Below are 17,511 nucleotides of genomic sequence, written 5' to 3'. Positions count from 1 at the left end.
ACCCGGGCGTATGTGAGCGGTGCCGGCCTGTTTGGTTACGCCTTGGAGGCGTTGCCCGGCGAGAGACGCACCTCAGCGGTGGCCTGCCCGGCAGTCCCCGCAGCCCAGGCGAACGCCGCGCCAGCGACATCGCCGGCCGCAGCGGCCGCGGCACTCCCGTCGAAGGCGTTGGCGCTGGCGTCCCACAGCAGCTTTTCGCCCTGCTCAAAGGTCGCAGCCGGCACCTTGGGCACGGTAAAGACGCCACCCAGCGCCACGCTGCCAGTCGCATCCGCGGCAATCGCCACCAGAGCGACACCCAGCTGGTGGCCGATCACCACCACCTGGCCGGAAGCCACGGCCTGCCCGCTATTGTTGGTCCAGGGGATCACGTCCCCATCGGAAACGAAGTTCTTTGCCATGTCGTTGTGCTCCAGAAGGGTTAGCCGCAGCGCTGCGCGCCGCGGTAGTCGAGGGCGGCCAGGCCGAAGTCCAGGCGAGCCTTCCAGCGCACGCCATCCACGGTGAAGCCTTCTTCGTAGTCGAGGAACGGCTCAGTGACACCGTCCAGGAAGGCCACCTCGATCACCGGGCACTCGGCGGGATCGGCGAACAGGTACCACTTGTCATCCTTGATGCGCGCGGTATCCACGATGTCGCGGAACAGGCCCTGCACGGCGTTGGGGCGCTGCAGCTTCCCTTCCGCGTCCGGGTCGTACTCGGCCTTGTTGGTCACGCGTGCGGCGCTGCCGTACTTGGTCGGGCCCAGCCACAGGGCCGGCGTCAGATCCAGCACCTCATTGCCGCCCACATCCTTCTGCCCGGCAAGCTTCACGCGCAGCGCATCCACCGATTCCACGCCCGGCAGCGCTGCAGCCAGGAGATTGCCGTGATCGGCATGGAACAGAGACTTGCCGGACTGCAGCTTGGGGTTGCTGGCCAGGAACGCGTAGGCGTCCGCCTCGATGGTGCGCTTGGCCGCGCGGCCGAAGGCCGTTGCCAGTCCGATGAACGCACCCAGGTCATCGTTGATGATGGCCTGGCGAGTCAGGTTGATGATGTTGCCCTTGGTGCCGGCAGTAATCGTGGCCTTCTCGCCATCCGGAATGGTCTTGTTCTTGAACTCTCCGGCCTCGGTCAGGGCATCCAGGTTGCCGAGGCTGCCCACGCGGTAGCGAGAATGCTCGCGGAAGTCGCTGACGGTTCCGGTGGCGCACCACCGCGACCAGGTGTCCGGGGCAACTGCGTAGGCCGACTGGAGCGCCTTGTGCATGGTCGCTTCCAGCAGGATCGGGAAATCGCTGCCGGTCTGGGTGAAGGCGCGCCCCACCAGCTCCAGCTTCGACATGCCGTCGGTACGCACACCGCTGCGTTCCAGACTGCGGCGCGCGAGGTCCATCAGCGTCAGTCCGCGAACCGGGTTGTCCCCGGTCAGAACGAACGCACGTTTGGTGATCGGATCGATGACCTGCGGGCGCGACAGCAGCGCGTCAGTGACCGCAGCGCGCTGCAGCTCGCTTTCATCCTGGGTGACGCTGATGCGGTTGATGTTGCCGCCGGCAGCGTTGTCCGCACGCACCAGGTTGTCCAGGATGATGCCGCGGACGTGATCGAGGCTGTGACCAGCCCTGATCCAGTCTGCGGCGTGCTCACTCTGGCCGTGGCGCTGGGCGAGTTCGACGATGTCCGCCGCTCGGGTGTCGGCCTGGGGTGCCTGAGCCGGCGCCACAGGCGCTGCAGCGGGCGGGGTGGAGGTGCTGGGGGTGGGCTCCTGCTGCACCACCTGATCGGCGGCACGGGTGGTGGGCTGGGGCATAACGGTCTCCTGCGACGATGCGCTGCGAGTGAACACGCAGGGGGTTCCCTGCGCGGGTTGGTTGCTGCGGGTGGCTGCGCCCTGGTCGGCGGGCACGGTGACGAAGCTGATTTCGGTCGGAGTCCACTCAACCGCGCGATACACGGGAAGATCTCCCGGATTCACCGCACGCTCGACCTCATAGCGCTGGACGCTGTAGCCGACCGAAATGTTGCGGATGATCCCGGCCTTGATGTCAGCGACGACCCCCGCCAACTCTTCACGCTCGGAGAGGCGGATGACGGCGTGGCCCTTGCCATCGGCGAGCCATGCGCGCTCGACCACGCCCATCTGCGACTTCAGGTTCCAGGTGTTGTGGCTGTCCAGGACGGGCGCGGTGCCTGACTCCAGCCGAGACATGTCGACGGAAGCATCGTCAACAACCAGTTCTTCCCAGTAGGGGGTATCGTTCCACCAGTCGTAGCGACGGACGCGCGCGCCCTCGGTCCACACCAGCTCGACCGTACGCGCTTCCTTGTTGAAGCTGGTGGGCAGCAGCCGCGCTTCACGGAGCTGTTGCGGCATCAGCCGGGTTCCCTCGATGGCCGAAGGCTGGGTTGCCTGGGGCATGGCTATTCCTCGTTGGGTGAAGGGGCTGCGGCCGGCATTGACCGGGCAGCACTGGATTGCAGGAAGCTCATGAGCTTGAGCGCTCCGGTCTGCTCCATGCGGGCGTAGTCCTTGCCCATCTCGACAAAGACCGCATCGGCGTCGTAGCCACGTCGCCGCAGGGATTCGCTGGGCGACAGGAGCCCGGCGCCCATGCCTGCAATCTCCGAATCGATGTCCTGCTTGGGGTTTACGTAGTCCCAGCGCGGAGTGCTCCAGTCAGCAGAGCTCCCGGGGTTGCGCACTTCGCCACCCAACGCCGCAGCTTCATCGAACCAACGCCAGATGGGCTTGCACATCTGCGGGATCAGAACCAGCCACTGGAGCTGCTCGGTGTCCCGGCGGAACTCCATCTGCCGGATGCGTGCGCTGGAGAAATTCACCTCGCGCATGTCGCCCGTTGCAGACTCGTAGGGCACCCCAATGCCCGCCGTGATGATGTGCGCGTTGTACTTGCAGTACTCCACGTAGCCGCCGGCCGGCTTCGGCTCGATGGTCTGGAACCCTGTGGCGCCGGACACATGCGTAATTCCGCCGCTCGGCAGCGGCCCGAGGTCAGTCATCGACTCCCGGTCCCCACTGAGCTGGGAAGGACCGTCGTCATCGCTGTTCGACATGGCCTCTGGATCGCCACTGACAATGACGCCCAAGCGGGCCTCAAGATTCTTGCGCGCCAGTTCGGCGTCCTCGTACAGCATCAGGTCGCGCACGCGCGCAATGACCGGCGCGAACCGGCTGATGCCACGCCCCTGACCAGGGCGAACGGGATTGAACAGATGGATGATGTCGGCTGCGGGAACTGCCGCGCTGGTCAGACGAACGGAGCCACGTACCGCCTCACCCGGGTGAGCAGCAAACAACCAATACGCCTTGACGCGGCCGAGCACGTCATACTCGATGCCGTTGATGATCTGGCCACCGCCACGCAGCGAGCCATTCTTGCTTCCGTCAAGCCAGTCGATCTCCAGAACCTGCAGTTGCAGCGGAACCGCCAGGCCATCCGACATGCGACGCGTGCGACGACGAATAAGGACTTCACCGTCCTGCTCCATCGCCCGATATGCCGTTGCCATCAGCCCGTAGATATCTGACTTGCCGTCAGCATCAGCAACATCCGCCCAGCGGGACCACAGCTTGTCCAGGCGCGCAGCATCTGGACCCTCAGCTTTCGGAGTGATGCCCGTGCCAATGGTCGCGCTCACCAGCACCTGCAGCGACCGCGCACAGTAAGGGACGTTCTGTACCAGCGAACGAGCGCGATTGCGAAGCTCGCGCGCATCGGCCATATGATCGGTGTTTGCACTGGCACCGGCACGGCGGACCCGCCAGCCGTCACCACGTGAAGCACCTTCGTAGGCTCTGGCCGCATCCAGCATCACGCGCGCCCGATGCCGGTGCAGCGCATACCCGGGGGCGACTGCAGCGATGGCACGATCAAGCAAGGAAGTCCCCACGTCAAAAGCCCCTCAACGTGGTGAACCGATAGCGGCGCGTGGCCGGCTTCCGCGCAGGTGCAGCAGCGGCAAGCTCAGACTCCATACGATCCAGCGCCGTCAGCATTGCCTCGACGGACTGGTACGTGACCTGCCTGTCCCCGTGGCGCACCGAAAGCTGTCCGCTGGCAATGGCCGCCTTGAGGCGCTTCACATCGTCCTGTGTCCAGCTCATCGAAGGGGCATCCGCGTTTCCATGGATGCCAGTTTCCGTACCAAGTGCGGGTGAGTCTCGGGGAACTCACCCGCACCCGTCACCCGTTCGCCGAGGGCTCATCCAGCAATCGATACAGCGTCCGCCGATCAATTCGGAACCGCTTGCAGAGGGAACGCACCGATTCCTGCTGTTCCAACCCCTTCCTGATTTCGCCCACAGGGTATGTGGGTGCCTGCAGGCTCGCCGGGATGTACAAGTCCTGGGCCGGATACTCCTCGACCAGGTAGGCAACGACTGCCGCCACCACCTCGCGGATATCGTCGCTGTCGCAGCGAAGGCGCAGCGCCGCTCCAATGGTCAGTTCATCAGTCAGCTCGTTGATACGGATGCGCTGGCGAATTGTATTCCGGCTCACCACTGCCTCCGGAACTGTTGCGCCGACGTGGAGCGAACCTTCCTCGGCGGAAGAGATGTTTCACGGGAATCGGCATCCTCAGCCGGAGAGACCGGCTCCACATTTGTTTCGCGTGGAACATCGGCCACCGGATTGGCCGACGACTGCAAGCGCTGTTCCACCAGATCCCAATCCGCACGGGTGAAGCGATTCAAGCGGACTTCGGGATGATGTGCCGCCGCATACGCGTACACCCAGGTATCCAAAGGCTCATTACGGGTCACCCTCTTCTCGAACCGATTCTTGACCGGGTTATAGACCTCCGAAACCAAGCCTGGAAAGAACTCTTCCGGCAACTGGTCGCTGAAGTGAACCATGCGCGTTGCCACCTCGCGCTCCGCATCGGCCGAGAGCCTGCTGTAGAGGTAGTGCTTTGCATTAACCGTGCCCACATGGTGGATCGTGATGCCGCGCTTGTCAGTCTTGCCCTTCCAGGTAACGTCGACCAGCTTCCCCTTCGACAGCACCGGAGCGTTGTTGGGAACAGCGCCGAAAATACACATCGGTCGGGTGACACGCCGCTGGCGCACGTAGTTCTTGACCGCCTCCGTGCGGTGGCCACCCGCGTCTATGGCAACCGCCATCGGTCGTAGCAAAGCACCGTCCACCCGCTCAATGGCGCGATTGAGAAGATCCGTCAGCGCAACCCACACTGCATCCTCGGCCGGATCTCCCTGCAGCTCCACGTAATCCAGCGTCCATGCGGTCATGCCACGCCCCCAGCCAACGGTGTGGACCGCCAAGCGGCCATCCTGGGTATCGACACCCACTGTGATCGCCAGCACCCCGAGCGGCGCCAGGCGCAGGGCGTACGGCTCGGCACGATCCTTGATCACGTTGTGCTTGACCGCGCGCATCGACGGGTCTTCCCACGTCTCGGCCAGCCGGTCATTCAGGAAGGTTTTGAGAGAGGCAGGGTCACTCTGCGCCTCCAGCCACTCCTTCACCAGGTCCAACCAGCGCGGCCCCAGGCCAAACTGGTAGTACAGGCAATTGATGGTGTAACCGCGAATCGGCGAATCCGGGTTGGCCGCAACCCAGCGTCCGTTGGCAATCATGTCGGTCTTGAAATGTTCCTCGATGGCGACACCGCACTCGCAACAGGCGTACCACGCGTGGCTCTTGTCGGGCGACCACACCAGGCCACTCCACTGCAGCGCCTGGTAATGGCCGCAGTGGGGGCACGGCACGTGATAGCGGCGCTGGTCGCTCTTGTCGTACAGCTTCGCAATCCGGCTGAGTCCAGCGATGCCAGGCGTGCTGATGTACTGGCGCTTGTAGGTGGTCGGGAAGGAGGACGTGCGGCCGTCCAGCATCTTCACCGGATCGTCGCCGGTGGAGAGCTGCTGCGGCGCCTCATCGATCTCATCCACCTGCAGGTACTTCACCGTTGAGGACTTCAGGCGCTGCGGGCTACCCATGTGCTCCACGAACAGCTGCCCGCCTGCGAAGTCCTTGAACGTGCGCTGGTTTGCGCTGTCGCGGCTGGCGGTGCTGGTCAGCGCCTTCTTGACTGCTGCGCAGACCTCAATCATCGGGTTCAGCTTCTGGGCGATCCACTTGTTCATGGACACCTCACCCGGCAGCGCATACATCATCGGGCCCGGCGCATAGTCCATCCAGTAGGCCATGGCATTGGTCGCCAGCTGGCTCTTGCCGAACTGGATCGGGAACATGCAGACCTGGTCATGCACCGGGCTGCGGGCGGACATGTTGTCCATCGGCTCACGCAGTGGCGGGTTGCGGTCCGTCACCCAGCGCCCGGGCTTGCTGCCGCTCTTGGTGGAGAGGCGCATGTGTTCATCGCACCACTGCGACACGCTCATGGGCCGCCGCGGCTGCAGCGAGCGCGCCAGCACCGACGCCAGGCAGCTCTGTGCCTCCATCATTCCGCAGCCTCCGCCGCCTTGGCCGCCAACGTGCGGAAGCCCTGGCTCAGTTCCTCCAAGGCGTGGCTCACCTCATCCCACACCAGACGCCGGCACCCAGCCTCATCCAGCGTTGCAGCCAGCTGCGGCGCCAGCGTGTCGGCCAAGCGCTCCATCGCTCCCCGGAACGTCGTTGCGTGCTCAGCGAGGAAGGCTTCCACGTCCGCACGCGGCAACAGCAGCCCCAGTTCCTTCTGCAGTGCGATGTGCGCCATGTGCGCGTCGGTCTCGGCCTTGTCGGCCAGCGCCTTGGCCTTGCGCGCGGAATCCGGTGTCTGGGGGCGGCCCGGCCGTAGAGGCTTGGCATCGTCGTCGTCGCCGTCCTCCTCCTCATCGTCGATGTCCGCTTCGACGGCACCGGCACCCTCCCCGCTCCCCACCAGCGAGCTGCCACGTTCATCCGCATGGCGCTGGGCGACACCGGCATAGACCGGGTCTGCGGTGCGAGCGTAGAGCTCCAGGGAGGCGGCCTTCAGGAATCCCTTGCCGCCCTCACCCACCACCACCCTGCCCTTCTTCCTCAGCTCTACCACGTAGGACGGCTTGCAGCCGATCAGCGAGGCCAGCTCTTTGCCAGTGATCGTCACGTCTTCCTCAGCCATTGATTCCCCCTACTCCATTTCCTTCGAAGATCGTTAAAGCGGAAAAACGCGCGCGCGCGAGCATGTGCGGGCTGTGCGGCGGCGTGTGCGGGATGCGATAGCCGCCAGATCGCTGCGGCACAAGGCGTGTGCGGGGTGTGCGGGATGTGCGGCCGCCTACATACGCACGCGAGGCGCATTTCGGTGTGGGGGCGGGACAACAGTTCGCGCCCGCGCCCGCCCATGGAGGCCGATGCCCGCACGTACCGCACACTGCTACTGCCGCAAGCGTTTCACGCCAATTCAGTGCCCGCACATCTGCCCGCACATCCCGCACACACCGCACATCGATGGCCGTAGTGATCACGCACGCCCCTTGTAGTCGGAGTACATGCGCCGGAATGACACGACCTGGTCGCCCAGCCATGCTGCCTCTGTCTTCCCCTCAGGCACCGTGCAGTCACCGAGCATCAGGAAGCCATGAGGCCCGTTCACGGTCTGCTCGATCTGATACCGCTTGCGTGCCCGGTCCGGATGGGTGATCTGCCGCTTGCGTACCAGCGCGTTGATGAACTTGGGTGACGGCGCCGGACGCGGCAGCCCCTCGCGAGCGCACCAGGCCTTGTAGACCTCGTACCACTCCTTCGACAGCGCCGGCATAGGTTTTAGCCCGGGGATGTCATCGCCGTAGAGCTCGTCCAGGAAGCGTTGTGGGCTGTCCTGGCTCAGGCCAATCAGCTCTTCCTTCGCATGGGTCATTGGCGGATGCGTGCCGTTGGTGAACCCGGTCAGGTCAACCTGCAGCAGGTAGTGGTGCAGCGCTGCGGTCGCGCCGTGTCGGATGTCGGCCAGAACCTCGGTGTAGAAATCCAGGCTCAGCTTCTCCGGGGTCCAGATCACCGCGTGACGCCGGTCGTCCTCTTCCAGCACGACCGGCATCGCCTCGTTCGAGAGGAACACCAGGTTGGCGTGGTTGTCTTCCTCGTAGGCCTGGATGTTCTTCGGGTTGATGCGGATGCGATCGCCCGTGATCAGCGCCTTGAGCTTGTTCTTCAGGTGGTACACCTCGGTGCGTGCAACCACTTCGTCGGCCAGCAGGAACAGCTTGCGGCTCGCCCAGTCATTGAACTTGTCTTCCAGCGCCGCCTGGTCAAGCACCCGCCCATACTCTCCGTAGAGCTTCATGTACTCATCGAAGAACATGTTCTTGCCGGTGCCCTGCGGACCATGGATGACGATGGTCGATTTCATCTTGGCGCCAGGGTGCTGCAGCGGGTAAGCCAGCCACTTGACCACCCAGTCGTACAGCGCCTTCTGGTTGGCCTCGTTGCCGCACATGTGCCAGAGCAGCTGCAGCAGCCGGTCGCAGTTGCCTTCCTGCGGCACGGTCGGCCAACCGGCAAAGAGATTGCAGGTCACCCCGGGCTTCTCGCACGACGGGTCAAAGTCGACTTCGCGCACACGTACGATCGAACGATCCGAGTGCTCCATCCATGCCCGGTGCAGTTCCTTGCGCACGCAGGCATCGCGCATGTCACCCAGCGCCACCAGCATGTGTTCCTTGTGATCGAACACCGTACCGCCTTGCCCATAAACCAGCGCGAAGCGCTCGAGCAGCTCGGTCAGCGAATGGATGGGGGCCAAGCGATCATTCCCCTCGCCCCCGTCGTTGGTGATGGAAGGCGCGCGTTTTTCTGCAGGCACCCGCCATGAAAGCTCCGTGAGACGGGCCTCGACCTGCGCCCGCACGACATGCAGGCCCTCCTGGGCGTGGAGATCGTTGAAATCGCTGACCTTGCGGCCGTTGTCGATGAAGCGCTCACGCCTGGCCAACTCATCGGCAAAGACCGGCTGCAGCACGGCCCCGCCCACATCCAGTGCTGCGGCCTCGGCGCCGAGCAGGCCGGCATTCGACGCCCCGTGCGGCTGCGCGCACGATGAGCAGAACTGCGGATGATCGGCCAGCACCAAGCGGCTCTTGCAGTGCCGGCATTTCTGCAGCACGTCGTCGTCGGCGCACAACAGCATCTTGATCCCGCGATAGCGCTTCGTCAGGGCTGAGGCAACGGCCAGCATATTGCCAGCATCGAAAGCGACGGCTACCGGGTAGCCCGTTGCCATGTGTAGCGTGGCCGCAGTGGCATAGCCCTCGGCCACCAGCAGGATCCACTGCGGGCTTCCACCGATCAGGTGGAAGTGGCCCTTCTTGATCATCCCGGCCGGCCAGTACTCCTTCGCTGGCTTGCGCCCTGCCGCAGCCAGCTTGGCGCTGCGCAGCACCTGCAGGCCGTGCACCTGGCCATTGACGTCCAGCAGTGGGACAAGCGCCGCGCCGGTTGTGCCATAGCGCAGGCCGAAGCCCTGCACGCCCTTGCTGACCAGGTAGTCGGCCTCGCCAACGGCGTTGGCCTTCGCCCACGCCGACGATGCCCGTTCGGCCGCGCGCTTCGCCTGGGTCTGCCGGGCAGCCTCCGCCCGGCGACGATCCTCGGCCAGCCGGTTGCGCAGCGCTTCGCGCTGTTCATCGGAGAAGGTCTTTTCGCGCTTGCGCAGATCGACCTTCGTGGCGCCGTTCTCGTTGCCGTGCCAGACGCCATACGTGCCGACGACCAGCACTTCGCCGGCCGAGGTGTTCAGTTCGTGGAGCGCGTACCAGCCGCGGCGCTCGCGCGAGCCCTCGACGCGGCAGCGCACCATGCGACCGCTGGTGTCCAGTTCGGTGACCAGCAGGCCGGCGGACTGCAGCTGCTGCAGCACATCCCCATAGTTCTCAGACATTCAGTAGTTTCCCGGCCCGCTATCTACCCAGGAAATGCGCGTCTGATTACCCGCGTCCGCCAAAGCCGGGGAGGACCCATCGCTGGTATCGCGAATGGCTCGCAATGCCAGGGCGGATTCAGTAGCGCGGGCAGCACGCGGCCTTTCACGAGCCACCCGGGGGGATGGGGCCGAATCAATGCTTGCGTGGTACATCAGGGTTCCCCAAAGGCAGGCTGTGCTGCCGGTTGTCTTGCTGCTCTTGTCGCTGGCGGATGCGTTCGCGCTCTGCCAATGCTTCTTCACCTACCAACCCGGGTACGGCATCAGTCAGTGCCAGGGCCGCCAGTTCCATCGCCTGCCGTGCAGACGCGCTGGCTATGCCACGCCTTCGATACCGAGATCGATGGGCGTGGTGGGTTGCCACGTCAGTCCTCCGTCCCCTGCTGACCAGCAGCACGGCAGGCATTGCGCTCCAGGCGGTAGCAGAGCCTGCGCACGTCGCGCGACAGGTCCTGGATTCGATCGGCCTCGGGGATGGTCAAGCGCTGGTCTGCCAGCGCGTCGATACCTGCACCGGCCAGCGCACCTGTCAGCTTGTGCAGCTCCAGCAGCTTTGCCTGGATCGCGGCCAGTTCGTTGGGCCAGCCACCCTCGGGCGGCGGCGGGACGTAGTCGACCATCAGGTCGTACTGGCCTGCGAGCGAGCACACCCAGTCGGTGGCGATGTCCTGCGTCACCACGAACTGCTGCAGGTAGTCGGTCAGGATCTCAGCCATCTCCATGGAGATAGACTCGCCATCGATGCCTCGCAGCTTCTTGCGCAGCGTTTCGGTCGAGATCGACCTTCCTCTGCGCTTGCTGATGTGGGCTGCGGCATCCTGCAGACCACCCGGGGCACGGGCCACAGCGCTGTGCAGCGCGTCTCGCCAGTACAGGTCAGAGCGAAGGCAGGTCATGCTTCCCCCTGAAACGCTGCGCCATTCATCGTGGGAAGGCGGGTGGCAGCCGGCGCAACATTACCGGCATGGCAGAGATCATCAGCTTCCCGCAGCGCATGCACTTCACCGCTCTCCGCGCCTATGACGCCACAACCGGCATCGGTGGCGTGGTGGCGGTACTGTTCGCCCCTGTACGCCAAGCTCGTGCATCCAGAGCGCTTCATGCCGTCTCAGCCGGCCAGATGTCGGGGCGGATTGCAGCAAGAGCCAACGGCTCGCACCCGAGCTCGCCACCGATCTCGACCGATGCCTCCTGAATCTTTCTCGCCAAGGCCGGGCTGGGCTTCTTTTTCCTCCATCCGGTCGCGCACTGCCACAGGTAACCCTCAGAACTGCCGGTCAGGGCAGCGAGGCGCCGCTTACGTTCGGGATCCGAAATGAAGGTGAGTAGGTCCATAGGGCTAGCATTTAGCCAGCAGCTAAAGCCCGTTGTCAAGCTGGCGGCGAAACAACGGTGTTTAGCTAGTAGCTACGCTTCACGGATGGACGCCATAACCGCCAGACACCTCAACCTTCAGGCCTTGGTTGCCACGCTCAAGCCGCAGCTCGGCACACAGAAGGCGATCGCCATCCATCTGGATATGGCGCCCTCCTACCTGAATCAGCTACTGGGCGGGAAGAAGCTCGGCGACGACGTCGCACGCAAGATCGAACGCGCAGCGGGGTTGTCACATGGCTGGTTGGATCAGCCCAGGTCTGAAGACGCCGCTGTAGATGCCGCTGCTGCTGGTTCTCAGGATCTGCGAATCGACCCTGAGATCATCGCCTCCGCGATCAGGCTCGTCAGGCTCACGTTCGCCAACCTTGGGATTGATGACTTCAGCAATGAAGAAGACGGTACGCCACTGGCATACGCCTACGAGTACCTCTATCACCGAGGCGAGGCCACGGTAACTCCAGACAACCTGATCGATTTCAGCAAGGCGCTTGCGCAAAGGCTCAGGGAGAAGGATGGAGAACCAGAAGAAGGAGCCCCCAGCCGCGGGGACACTCGAGGCATTGGCGCAGGTGATCGCCCAGCGCGTCGCAAGGCGTGATGGGCAGAAACCTAAGCTGCGGGTGGTCGCAGCACCAAAGCCATCAACCATCGATAACGTGACGCGGGACAGTATCCTTCGCCGCATCCGCTGGCTACGTGATCACTACAACCTCGGCTGCTTGATCGACCAGGCAACATTCAATACGCCTGGTATCGACTGCCTTGAGAACGATGCGCTGGTTCAGCTGCACCGGGAAATGGAGGCCGCCAGGGAATGCTGCATGGAAGGCGTCCCACTGGATGAGGCGGGCTTCATCAGAGACGTGTCCATCCAAGACATTTGACCCCCAGCCGGGGCAGTGGGCGCACACCTGGCGCCCACTTCCATCACTTGCCGCCGGCGGAGTACTTCTCCCGCGTGGCGCGCTCACGCTCCGTTCGAGCATCGCCACAACGCCTCCTAGCTTCTGCCATCTGGCTGTCGGCGGAAGTCCTGTCCGCCGCCTGTGATTGCTGCAGGCTTGCAATCTGAGAACGGATTCCAGCCTCATAAGTGGCGCCAGCGAGATTGTTGCTCGCCCTGGACAAGTCACGGTTAAGTGCGGTGATCTGGCGTGACACATCCTGTGCGCGCGCGTTTACTGGGCCGTAGATCCTGCTTTGTTCCGCCGCCAAGCAGTTCCGTTCGGCTATGCCTGCATCCGCCAACTCGGTCGTCTGGTAAACGGCGGCGCGATTGGCTACCTCACCCGCGCTTTCCGCTGACGCGCGGTTGGACCGCAACTTCATGGGTGCAGCTCCTGCGGAACAGGGGTCCTGCGAGTAGACAGTTTCCCCGTTTGCCCCCTTGCACTTGAACACCTGCGCCGAAGCCCAAGGCGAGACCAGAAGCGCAACCCCCAACACCAACACTCTGCCGAACATCGCAGCCTCCCTGGCCCTGATATGCCCGGGAATTATCCAGGGTGTCCCGCCGATTTTCAGCCCTTGCGCGTAAATTTAGCTGGCAGCTATTGCATTGAGTATTTAGCTGTGGGATAAATTGCCCCGCCGGCACCCCACCGGCGGGCGACCGGCGGGTCGCCAAGCGGTCCGGGCCTCCCCTCCCAGCCGCAGCCACTCCCCACGGCAGATGACCCGCCGACGCCCTCTCTTAACCAGGAGCGCGCCATGTCTCATCGCCACGCCGATCCGAGCCAAACTTTGCTGCCACTGCTGGCCGTTAAGGCCCTGCTGGCGCTGGCGGCTCGCGATCACAGCACCGCCCGGACCTTGTGGACCCGCAGCAAGGGCGAGCACAGCCGCAACCAGCTGCGCCGGTCGCGCCGAATGGGCGTTGCCAGCCTCCGCTTGGAAGCCTGCTCGCGGGATATGTCGGCTGAGGTGCGGGCATGAGCGCGCAGACCGCAGCCGCAGTATTGCGCCGCCTCGACCGTCTCGCATTCAGTCAGCTGTGCGCAGAGGCCGCGCGATTGGCAGTCGAGAACGAGGAGCTTCGGCAGCAGCTTTGGCTGGCGGAGCATGCCGCACAGAGCTGGCAAGAAGACGCGATGACCCTACAGCAGGATCTCTGCGAAGCGACGGGCGGCCGCCCTGGACTCACCGTCGATGGCTGCCTCGTCGTTGTGCCGAGTGGCGAAGCACCGAGTGAGGTGAGGGCATGAACCGCCGCCTCCGCATCACGTGGCTGGCTGTTGGGCTTCTGGCCGCCGTAGTTGTGCCGCTGCGCATCGCCGAGATCCACAGTGCCCACGCGGACCGCGAAGCCGCCAAGGCCCGCTGGGCAGCCACCAGCTCGGTGAGGGGCTGACCATGCGCCAGACATCCCGTCCATTGCCGGCATCGGTTCCGTCCTGCGGCCACGGCCACCGGCCCCACATCGTCACCACCAGCGGCGCGCCCACTGGGCATCGCCTGGGCACGGCCTGCCCGGACCTGGTGCACATCGAATGCCACCGCTGCGGCATCGCTACCCGGCCGGTTCCCTACGACCGCGCCGCGTTGGCCGAGCTGCGCTGGACCGATCCCACCTTGGCGCACTACCGCATTCCGATTTCCCACCTCGCCCGCCACCGCGGCGAGGTGCTGGCCGAACTCGCCTCAACCGCCCCTTCCACCTCCATCGCAGCCTGACCAGGAGACACGCCATGGCCGCCGCACTCAAGCCGAAAGAACGCGCCGCTCTACTGGCAGCGCATGCCGCTTCGGACCACTCACTGCACCGCACCCGCGCGGGCTTCGCGCCCAACAACCGACCGGAGAAGGTCTTCACCCGCCGCGTCATGAACTGGCTGGATGAGCGCGTGCTGATGCGCTACGACGACCCGCAGCTGCCGCGCACCGCGACCTTGACCGCCGCCGGCCTCGCTGCTGCCGAGGCGGAAGTTGCCAAGGCCCGCGACCTGGCGCTCTCCGCATGAGCGCCGCAGCAATCTTTCCGGTCGAGCAGCAGTTCGCCACCGGTCACCAGGGCGAGTCGCTGGTGCTCATGGTGTGTCAGGGCTGGATCTGGGCCGGGCTGTACACCGCCGCGCCCCGCGAATCGCTCACGAAGGTCACCGCCAGCGCCAGCCGGAGCGTGGGGGTATCGCACAACTCGCTGCGTCTGGGCGGCACGACCTTCCCCCTCAACCGTCTGGCCGCTCAGGCCGCACACCGCTGGCTCGACCGGCAGGGCGTTCGCGTCCGGCCGATCTCCCCCAACCACCGCGCTACGCGCAGCACGAAAGGAATCCACGCATGAGCCGCTCTGTCGTGATCTATGGGCCGCAACGCTGCGGCAAAACCGCCAACGCGCAGGAGCTGCGCGAACACTTCGGCATGAAGGACGTGCTGGATGACTGGGATGGGCACACCGCCTACCCGCTGGACGACACGCTGGTGCTGACCAACAACGCCGATGCCGTCGCGCATCAGTCGTCCCGCGTGCTGCACCTGGGCAGCGCCATGCGCCAGATGGTTGCAGGAGCGCGCGCATGAGTACTCGCCCCCAGCACACCGGCCGCGCCGACCTGGTGCGCAAAGCTCTCGCGCAGTTCCCGCAGGGCGCAACGATTGAGCAGTTGAGGACCATCGGACGAATCAAAGAGACGAGCCACGTTATCAGCCACACCCTGACCGGCCTGGCGCGCAGTGGCCAGGCTACCTGCGCGCGCTCGGGCCGAACCGGCATCTGGCGCCTTGCAGGCCACGTACAGCACGCCATTGCCCCGCTGCGCGCGGCCGAGCCCCGTGAGCGCAGGGCGTACCGCGCCCTGGTCACGGCGCTGCCCGAGAACGGTCGCACGAGTGATGCGTCGACCACCGTGCGGCACAAGGATTACGAGCGCGACCAGCTGGCCGAGGATCTGGCTACTTTCCGCGCCAACGGCGGGCTCATCGAGCAGCTGGGAACCACGCCGCTGCGCCCCACCCTGAGCCGGCATGCGGCGAACCACGGTAGCTACATGGATCGCGTGCCGACCCAAAGCGCGGACTGAGCCTGATGAGCGCCCCTTCCACAGATCGCTCCACCGACGCTGCGACGGCCCGCAAAGTGCTTTACGCGACCGGTCCTGCGCACCAGGCGTTCGGACAGTCGCGCGCGGCTTTTCATATCGTCCCTCGCCGGGCCCTGCAGTCGATGCCGGCGGAATGGCAGGAGCGGTACGTCAGCCTCATTGCGGAAGCCAGAGCCTACCTGCCTGCGGACGCGTTCCCGCAGTACCAGGTGATCCGACTGAACGATGGCCGGTACGCAAACGACCCGCATCGGCGCTACCGCAGCGCCGGACCAATCTCCCCTCGCCCGGCTGGCGCTGCGGGAGAGCCCGACCCCGCGCCGCTGGGCGGCGCATTCGTCAACACCGACGTCGACTTCTAGCAGGCATACCAATGACCGCGACCCAACAGACGAAAGAACTCCCCATCGCCTACGCGTGCCCTGTGCTGCGCGAGGCCGTCCGCACCCTGGAAGCGATCGCCGTTGAGGCGGTGTGGATTCCAAACGCCGCAAAGGCTGTTCCTCTGGCTCAGGCCTCCACCGCGCTGCTCGACCTGTATGCCCGGCTTCCTCGCGTGCAGGATCTGCGCGTGTTCGAGGCACCGGTTGCCGCCTGGTACGCCTCGCTGCGCAGCAGCTTCCAGGAAGGGGACACGCCGCTCTGCGATACCACCAAGGCCCGGCTGGCGCAGGCCGCCCAGCTGCTACAGCTGGTGCGCGGCCAGAATGGCACCGGCGTTGGTCCCGCAGATCCGTGGCGCGGGCTGTATGACCCTGCACGGCTGCCGGCGCGGGACGGGCATGGCGAAGTCATGTGCCATCCGGATGTGCCTGCGTGGGCTGATGGCCGCGAATCCTCCCTCCTGCCGCTGTTCTACGCACAAGGCTTCGACCTGGTCGTGGTGGAGGCCGAATTCGAAGAGGAGTCGGTCGGTACCGGTGTGTACGCCAACATCCAGCAGATGATCGACTGGAACCCGGAAGCGCCGGGCGCTGATTGGCGCCTGGTGTGGCTGGGCGAAACGGAGGACGGCCTCGCCGCTTGGTTCGTGCGTCCCTTGGCTATTGCCGCGCTCGAAACAATGGGGGCCCGCGCATGAACACCTCTATGGCAGACGGCGCCAGCGAGCGCCTGGACGCACAGATCGCCAATGCCCTGTTCGGGCAGCCGGGCATGAGCAAGCTGGATGTGGCAAACCGCTTGCGAGAGCTGCGCGGAACTGGCGCGCCTTTGCTGGCCGATGTCGGAAATCCGGTATCGGTCTCCCTGGCCGGTCAGGGGAATGCGTTGGCCGAAGCCGCACGCCGCGTAATCAGCGACATTGATAGCGGCGACTACCACGGCGAGATTTCGGAAGCGACCTATGCCGCACTGCAAGCCGCCCTCGCCGCCCACCAGCCGGTGGACGCAGCTGTCAAGGATTCCCTGACCGTTGCCGGTGGGCAGGCTGTGGGGCAGGAGCCGGTGGCCCCGAAGAAGATGGCGCGGGCCGTGGCCCTGGATCTGATGCACGCAGTCTACGAGCACCATGGCTGGAAGCGCGCCGAAGGCGAGAGCATGACGGCGCGTGTGCATGGGCTGTACGACTTGGTTTTGGACGCCGGCCGAAACCGCTTCGTGGCCACGCCGAAGCCGGACGCCCCGCCTGCGCAGGACGTGGACCTGCGACCGCTGAGCGATCTGGTAGCGGAGTGGAGTCATCTGGCCGACCAGATGCAGGGCGTACTTCCCCAGGGATCGCACACCCTTCGCGGATACGCCGACCAGTTGAAAGGCCGGATTGCCCTGATCGACAGCAAGGCAGCAGGCAATGGCTGACCACCTCGCAAGCGTGGCCATGACCAAGGACGAGTTGAATATCCTTCAACATTCGCTCGGCCTAGACCAGCATGGGCGTGGTGACAGTCGCAGAAATCACTTCGTTACCAGTGAGGGGAGCGTAGATCACCGGCACTGCATGGCGCTGTTCAATAGGGGCCTTATGACCAGGACGGTAGGGTTCGCGCTCGCCGGTGGCAGCGACGTGTTCACGGTAACTGGTGCTGGCCGCGAAGCGGTTAAGGCGTATAGCCCTGCGCCGCCGAAACTGACCAGGTCGCAGCAGCGCTATCAGCAGTTCCTGCGCTACGACGGTGGCGTGACGTTCGGTGAGTACCTGAGGGGCTGGCGATGACAGCAATCAATCTTGACCACATCCCAACCATGGCAGTGCGGTTCGCCATCGCGCTGGGCGCTT

The 17,511-nt window shown here is 64.9% G+C and carries 25 protein-coding genes; 15 read left to right on the top strand and 10 right to left on the bottom strand.

What is annotated here, in order from left to right:
* Positions 1-35 precede the first annotated feature (35 nt).
* The 9 genes from IAE56_RS01940 to IAE56_RS01900 all read right to left on the bottom strand — a co-directional run bounded on the left by IAE56_RS01940 (position 36) and on the right by IAE56_RS01900 (position 10,772).
* Positions 36-401 (bottom strand): DUF2190 family protein, encoded by a 366-nt coding sequence (locus tag IAE56_RS01940; protein ID WP_200751256.1) that lies wholly within the window; start codon positions 399-401, stop codon positions 36-38.
* A 20-nt stretch (positions 402-421) separates the two neighbouring features.
* Complete coding sequence (locus IAE56_RS01935; protein ID WP_234455827.1) at positions 422-2,359, bottom strand: prohead protease/major capsid protein fusion protein; 1,938 nt, start codon at positions 2,357-2,359, stop codon at positions 422-424.
* Positions 2,360-2,406: 47 nt separating this feature from the next.
* Positions 2,407-3,819 (bottom strand): phage portal protein, encoded by a 1,413-nt coding sequence (locus tag IAE56_RS01930; RefSeq protein WP_234455826.1) that lies wholly within the window; start codon positions 3,817-3,819, stop codon positions 2,407-2,409.
* 79 nt (positions 3,820-3,898) lie between these two features.
* Positions 3,899-4,111: a hypothetical protein gene (locus IAE56_RS01925; RefSeq protein WP_200751253.1), complete on the bottom strand. Its 213-nt coding sequence runs from the start codon at positions 4,109-4,111 to the stop codon at positions 3,899-3,901.
* Positions 4,112-4,190: 79 nt separating this feature from the next.
* The gene (locus tag IAE56_RS01920; protein ID WP_200751252.1) at positions 4,191-4,508 is read right to left on the bottom strand and encodes a hypothetical protein; all 318 of its coding nucleotides are present in this window, start codon (positions 4,506-4,508) and stop codon (positions 4,191-4,193) included.
* A complete protein-coding gene (locus tag IAE56_RS01915) occupies positions 4,505-6,436 on the bottom strand; it encodes a phage terminase large subunit family protein (RefSeq protein WP_234455825.1) in 1,932 nt (643 codons plus the stop codon). The genes IAE56_RS01920 and IAE56_RS01915 overlap by 4 nt, the downstream gene beginning before the upstream one ends.
* Entirely contained in the window at positions 6,433-7,077 is a 645-nt protein-coding gene (locus IAE56_RS01910; protein ID WP_200751251.1) for a hypothetical protein, read from the bottom strand. Before IAE56_RS01910 ends, IAE56_RS01915 begins: the two co-directional genes overlap by 4 nt.
* 342 nt (positions 7,078-7,419) lie before the next feature.
* On the bottom strand, positions 7,420-9,813 hold the full coding sequence (locus IAE56_RS01905) for a DUF5906 domain-containing protein (RefSeq protein ID WP_325167155.1): 2,394 nt from the start codon (positions 9,811-9,813) through the stop codon (positions 7,420-7,422).
* A gap of 428 nt (positions 9,814-10,241) precedes the next feature.
* Entirely contained in the window at positions 10,242-10,772 is a 531-nt protein-coding gene (locus tag IAE56_RS01900) for a hypothetical protein (protein ID WP_108746385.1), read from the bottom strand.
* A 68-nt stretch (positions 10,773-10,840) separates the two neighbouring features.
* Here IAE56_RS01900 and IAE56_RS01895 point away from each other — a divergent pair, with 68 nt between their 5' ends.
* The 3 genes from IAE56_RS01895 (at position 10,841) to IAE56_RS01885 (ending at position 12,137) form a co-directional block, all read left to right on the top strand.
* Entirely contained in the window at positions 10,841-11,071 is a 231-nt protein-coding gene (locus IAE56_RS01895; RefSeq protein WP_200751249.1) for a hypothetical protein, read from the top strand.
* Positions 11,072-11,296: 225 nt separating this feature from the next.
* Entirely contained in the window at positions 11,297-11,851 is a 555-nt protein-coding gene (locus IAE56_RS01890; protein ID WP_234455824.1) for a hypothetical protein, read from the top strand.
* Positions 11,823-12,137, top strand: coding sequence for a hypothetical protein (locus IAE56_RS01885; RefSeq protein WP_325167154.1), 315 nt, complete (start codon positions 11,823-11,825; stop codon positions 12,135-12,137). The genes IAE56_RS01890 and IAE56_RS01885 overlap by 29 nt, the downstream gene beginning before the upstream one ends.
* 43 nt (positions 12,138-12,180) lie before the next feature.
* Here IAE56_RS01885 and IAE56_RS01880 read toward each other — a convergent pair whose 3' ends face one another.
* Positions 12,181-12,717 carry a DUF4124 domain-containing protein gene (locus tag IAE56_RS01880; protein ID WP_200751247.1) on the bottom strand — a complete coding sequence of 179 codons (537 nt, stop codon included), beginning with the start codon at positions 12,715-12,717 and terminating at the stop codon, positions 12,181-12,183.
* Between the two features lie 246 nt (positions 12,718-12,963).
* On the opposite strand from IAE56_RS01880, the gene IAE56_RS01875 reads away from it, so the two are divergent.
* The 12 genes from IAE56_RS01875 to IAE56_RS01820 are packed head-to-tail and all read left to right on the top strand — an operon-like array spanning position 12,964 to position 17,448.
* Complete coding sequence (locus tag IAE56_RS01875) at positions 12,964-13,188, top strand: hypothetical protein (RefSeq protein ID WP_200751246.1); 225 nt, start codon at positions 12,964-12,966, stop codon at positions 13,186-13,188.
* Complete coding sequence (locus IAE56_RS01870) at positions 13,185-13,457, top strand: hypothetical protein (RefSeq protein WP_200751245.1); 273 nt, start codon at positions 13,185-13,187, stop codon at positions 13,455-13,457. The genes IAE56_RS01875 and IAE56_RS01870 overlap by 4 nt, the downstream gene beginning before the upstream one ends.
* The gene (locus tag IAE56_RS01865; RefSeq protein ID WP_200751244.1) at positions 13,454-13,603 is read left to right on the top strand and encodes a hypothetical protein; all 150 of its coding nucleotides are present in this window, start codon (positions 13,454-13,456) and stop codon (positions 13,601-13,603) included. The genes IAE56_RS01870 and IAE56_RS01865 overlap by 4 nt, the downstream gene beginning before the upstream one ends.
* A gap of 2 nt (positions 13,604-13,605) precedes the next feature.
* Positions 13,606-13,926: a hypothetical protein gene (locus IAE56_RS01860; RefSeq protein ID WP_200751243.1), complete on the top strand. Its 321-nt coding sequence runs from the start codon at positions 13,606-13,608 to the stop codon at positions 13,924-13,926.
* A gap of 14 nt (positions 13,927-13,940) precedes the next feature.
* Positions 13,941-14,213 (top strand): hypothetical protein, encoded by a 273-nt coding sequence (locus IAE56_RS01855; RefSeq protein ID WP_200751242.1) that lies wholly within the window; start codon positions 13,941-13,943, stop codon positions 14,211-14,213.
* Positions 14,210-14,536, top strand: a complete 327-nt coding sequence (locus IAE56_RS01850) for a hypothetical protein (RefSeq protein ID WP_200751241.1) — start codon at positions 14,210-14,212, stop codon at positions 14,534-14,536. The genes IAE56_RS01855 and IAE56_RS01850 overlap by 4 nt, the downstream gene beginning before the upstream one ends.
* Positions 14,533-14,772 carry a hypothetical protein gene (locus IAE56_RS01845; protein ID WP_116862910.1) on the top strand — a complete coding sequence of 80 codons (240 nt, stop codon included), beginning with the start codon at positions 14,533-14,535 and terminating at the stop codon, positions 14,770-14,772. Before IAE56_RS01850 ends, IAE56_RS01845 begins: the two co-directional genes overlap by 4 nt.
* Entirely contained in the window at positions 14,769-15,272 is a 504-nt protein-coding gene (locus tag IAE56_RS01840) for a hypothetical protein (protein WP_200751240.1), read from the top strand. The genes IAE56_RS01845 and IAE56_RS01840 overlap by 4 nt, the downstream gene beginning before the upstream one ends.
* A 5-nt stretch (positions 15,273-15,277) precedes the next feature.
* Positions 15,278-15,655, top strand: coding sequence for a hypothetical protein (locus IAE56_RS01835; protein WP_200751239.1), 378 nt, complete (start codon positions 15,278-15,280; stop codon positions 15,653-15,655).
* Between the two features lie 11 nt (positions 15,656-15,666).
* Positions 15,667-16,374 (top strand): hypothetical protein, encoded by a 708-nt coding sequence (locus IAE56_RS01830; protein ID WP_200751238.1) that lies wholly within the window; start codon positions 15,667-15,669, stop codon positions 16,372-16,374.
* Positions 16,371-17,093, top strand: a complete 723-nt coding sequence (locus IAE56_RS01825; RefSeq protein ID WP_200751237.1) for a hypothetical protein — start codon at positions 16,371-16,373, stop codon at positions 17,091-17,093. The genes IAE56_RS01830 and IAE56_RS01825 overlap by 4 nt, the downstream gene beginning before the upstream one ends.
* Positions 17,086-17,448 (top strand): hypothetical protein, encoded by a 363-nt coding sequence (locus tag IAE56_RS01820; RefSeq protein WP_234455823.1) that lies wholly within the window; start codon positions 17,086-17,088, stop codon positions 17,446-17,448. Before IAE56_RS01825 ends, IAE56_RS01820 begins: the two co-directional genes overlap by 8 nt.
* Positions 17,449-17,511 lie beyond the last annotated feature (63 nt).

The organism is Stenotrophomonas sp. S41, from assembly GCF_016624625.1.
In the GTDB taxonomy this organism is placed as follows: domain Bacteria; phylum Pseudomonadota; class Gammaproteobacteria; order Xanthomonadales; family Xanthomonadaceae; genus Stenotrophomonas.
The sequence above is the reverse complement of the archived record's forward strand: the minus strand, read 5'-3'. Positions and strand labels throughout refer to the sequence as shown.

Excerpts from the sequence above, each read along its gene's own strand:
- IAE56_RS01895 (WP_200751249.1), top strand. The coding sequence starts at position 10,841 with ATGGCAGAGATCATCAGCTTCCCGCAGCGCATGCACTTCACCGCTCTC.
- IAE56_RS01890 (WP_234455824.1), top strand. The coding sequence starts at position 11,297 with ATGGACGCCATAACCGCCAGACACCTCAACCTTCAGGCCTTGGTTGCC.
- IAE56_RS01860 (WP_200751243.1), top strand. The coding sequence starts at position 13,606 with ATGCGCCAGACATCCCGTCCATTGCCGGCATCGGTTCCGTCCTGCGGC.
- IAE56_RS01835 (WP_200751239.1), top strand. The coding sequence starts at position 15,278 with ATGAGCGCCCCTTCCACAGATCGCTCCACCGACGCTGCGACGGCCCGC.
- IAE56_RS01915 (WP_234455825.1), bottom strand. The coding sequence starts at position 6,436 with ATGATGGAGGCACAGAGCTGCCTGGCGTCGGTGCTGGCGCGCTCGCTG.
- IAE56_RS01880 (WP_200751247.1), bottom strand. The coding sequence starts at position 12,717 with ATGTTCGGCAGAGTGTTGGTGTTGGGGGTTGCGCTTCTGGTCTCGCCT.
- IAE56_RS01840 (WP_200751240.1), top strand. The coding sequence starts at position 14,769 with ATGAGTACTCGCCCCCAGCACACCGGCCGCGCCGACCTGGTGCGCAAA.
- IAE56_RS01820 (WP_234455823.1), top strand. The coding sequence starts at position 17,086 with ATGGCTGACCACCTCGCAAGCGTGGCCATGACCAAGGACGAGTTGAAT.
- IAE56_RS01850 (WP_200751241.1), top strand. The coding sequence starts at position 14,210 with ATGAGCGCCGCAGCAATCTTTCCGGTCGAGCAGCAGTTCGCCACCGGT.
- IAE56_RS01940 (WP_200751256.1), bottom strand. The coding sequence starts at position 401 with ATGGCAAAGAACTTCGTTTCCGATGGGGACGTGATCCCCTGGACCAAC.
- IAE56_RS01870 (WP_200751245.1), top strand. The coding sequence starts at position 13,185 with ATGAGCGCGCAGACCGCAGCCGCAGTATTGCGCCGCCTCGACCGTCTC.
- IAE56_RS01875 (WP_200751246.1), top strand. The coding sequence starts at position 12,964 with ATGTCTCATCGCCACGCCGATCCGAGCCAAACTTTGCTGCCACTGCTG.
- IAE56_RS01925 (WP_200751253.1), bottom strand. The coding sequence starts at position 4,111 with ATGAGCTGGACACAGGACGATGTGAAGCGCCTCAAGGCGGCCATTGCC.
- IAE56_RS01855 (WP_200751242.1), top strand. The coding sequence starts at position 13,941 with ATGGCCGCCGCACTCAAGCCGAAAGAACGCGCCGCTCTACTGGCAGCG.
- IAE56_RS01900 (WP_108746385.1), bottom strand. The coding sequence starts at position 10,772 with ATGACCTGCCTTCGCTCTGACCTGTACTGGCGAGACGCGCTGCACAGC.
- IAE56_RS01910 (WP_200751251.1), bottom strand. The coding sequence starts at position 7,077 with ATGGCTGAGGAAGACGTGACGATCACTGGCAAAGAGCTGGCCTCGCTG.
- IAE56_RS01830 (WP_200751238.1), top strand. The coding sequence starts at position 15,667 with ATGACCGCGACCCAACAGACGAAAGAACTCCCCATCGCCTACGCGTGC.
- IAE56_RS01865 (WP_200751244.1), top strand. The coding sequence starts at position 13,454 with ATGAACCGCCGCCTCCGCATCACGTGGCTGGCTGTTGGGCTTCTGGCC.
- IAE56_RS01935 (WP_234455827.1), bottom strand. The coding sequence starts at position 2,359 with ATGCCGCAACAGCTCCGTGAAGCGCGGCTGCTGCCCACCAGCTTCAAC.
- IAE56_RS01825 (WP_200751237.1), top strand. The coding sequence starts at position 16,371 with ATGAACACCTCTATGGCAGACGGCGCCAGCGAGCGCCTGGACGCACAG.
- IAE56_RS01845 (WP_116862910.1), top strand. The coding sequence starts at position 14,533 with ATGAGCCGCTCTGTCGTGATCTATGGGCCGCAACGCTGCGGCAAAACC.
- IAE56_RS01930 (WP_234455826.1), bottom strand. The coding sequence starts at position 3,819 with ATGCTGGATGCGGCCAGAGCCTACGAAGGTGCTTCACGTGGTGACGGC.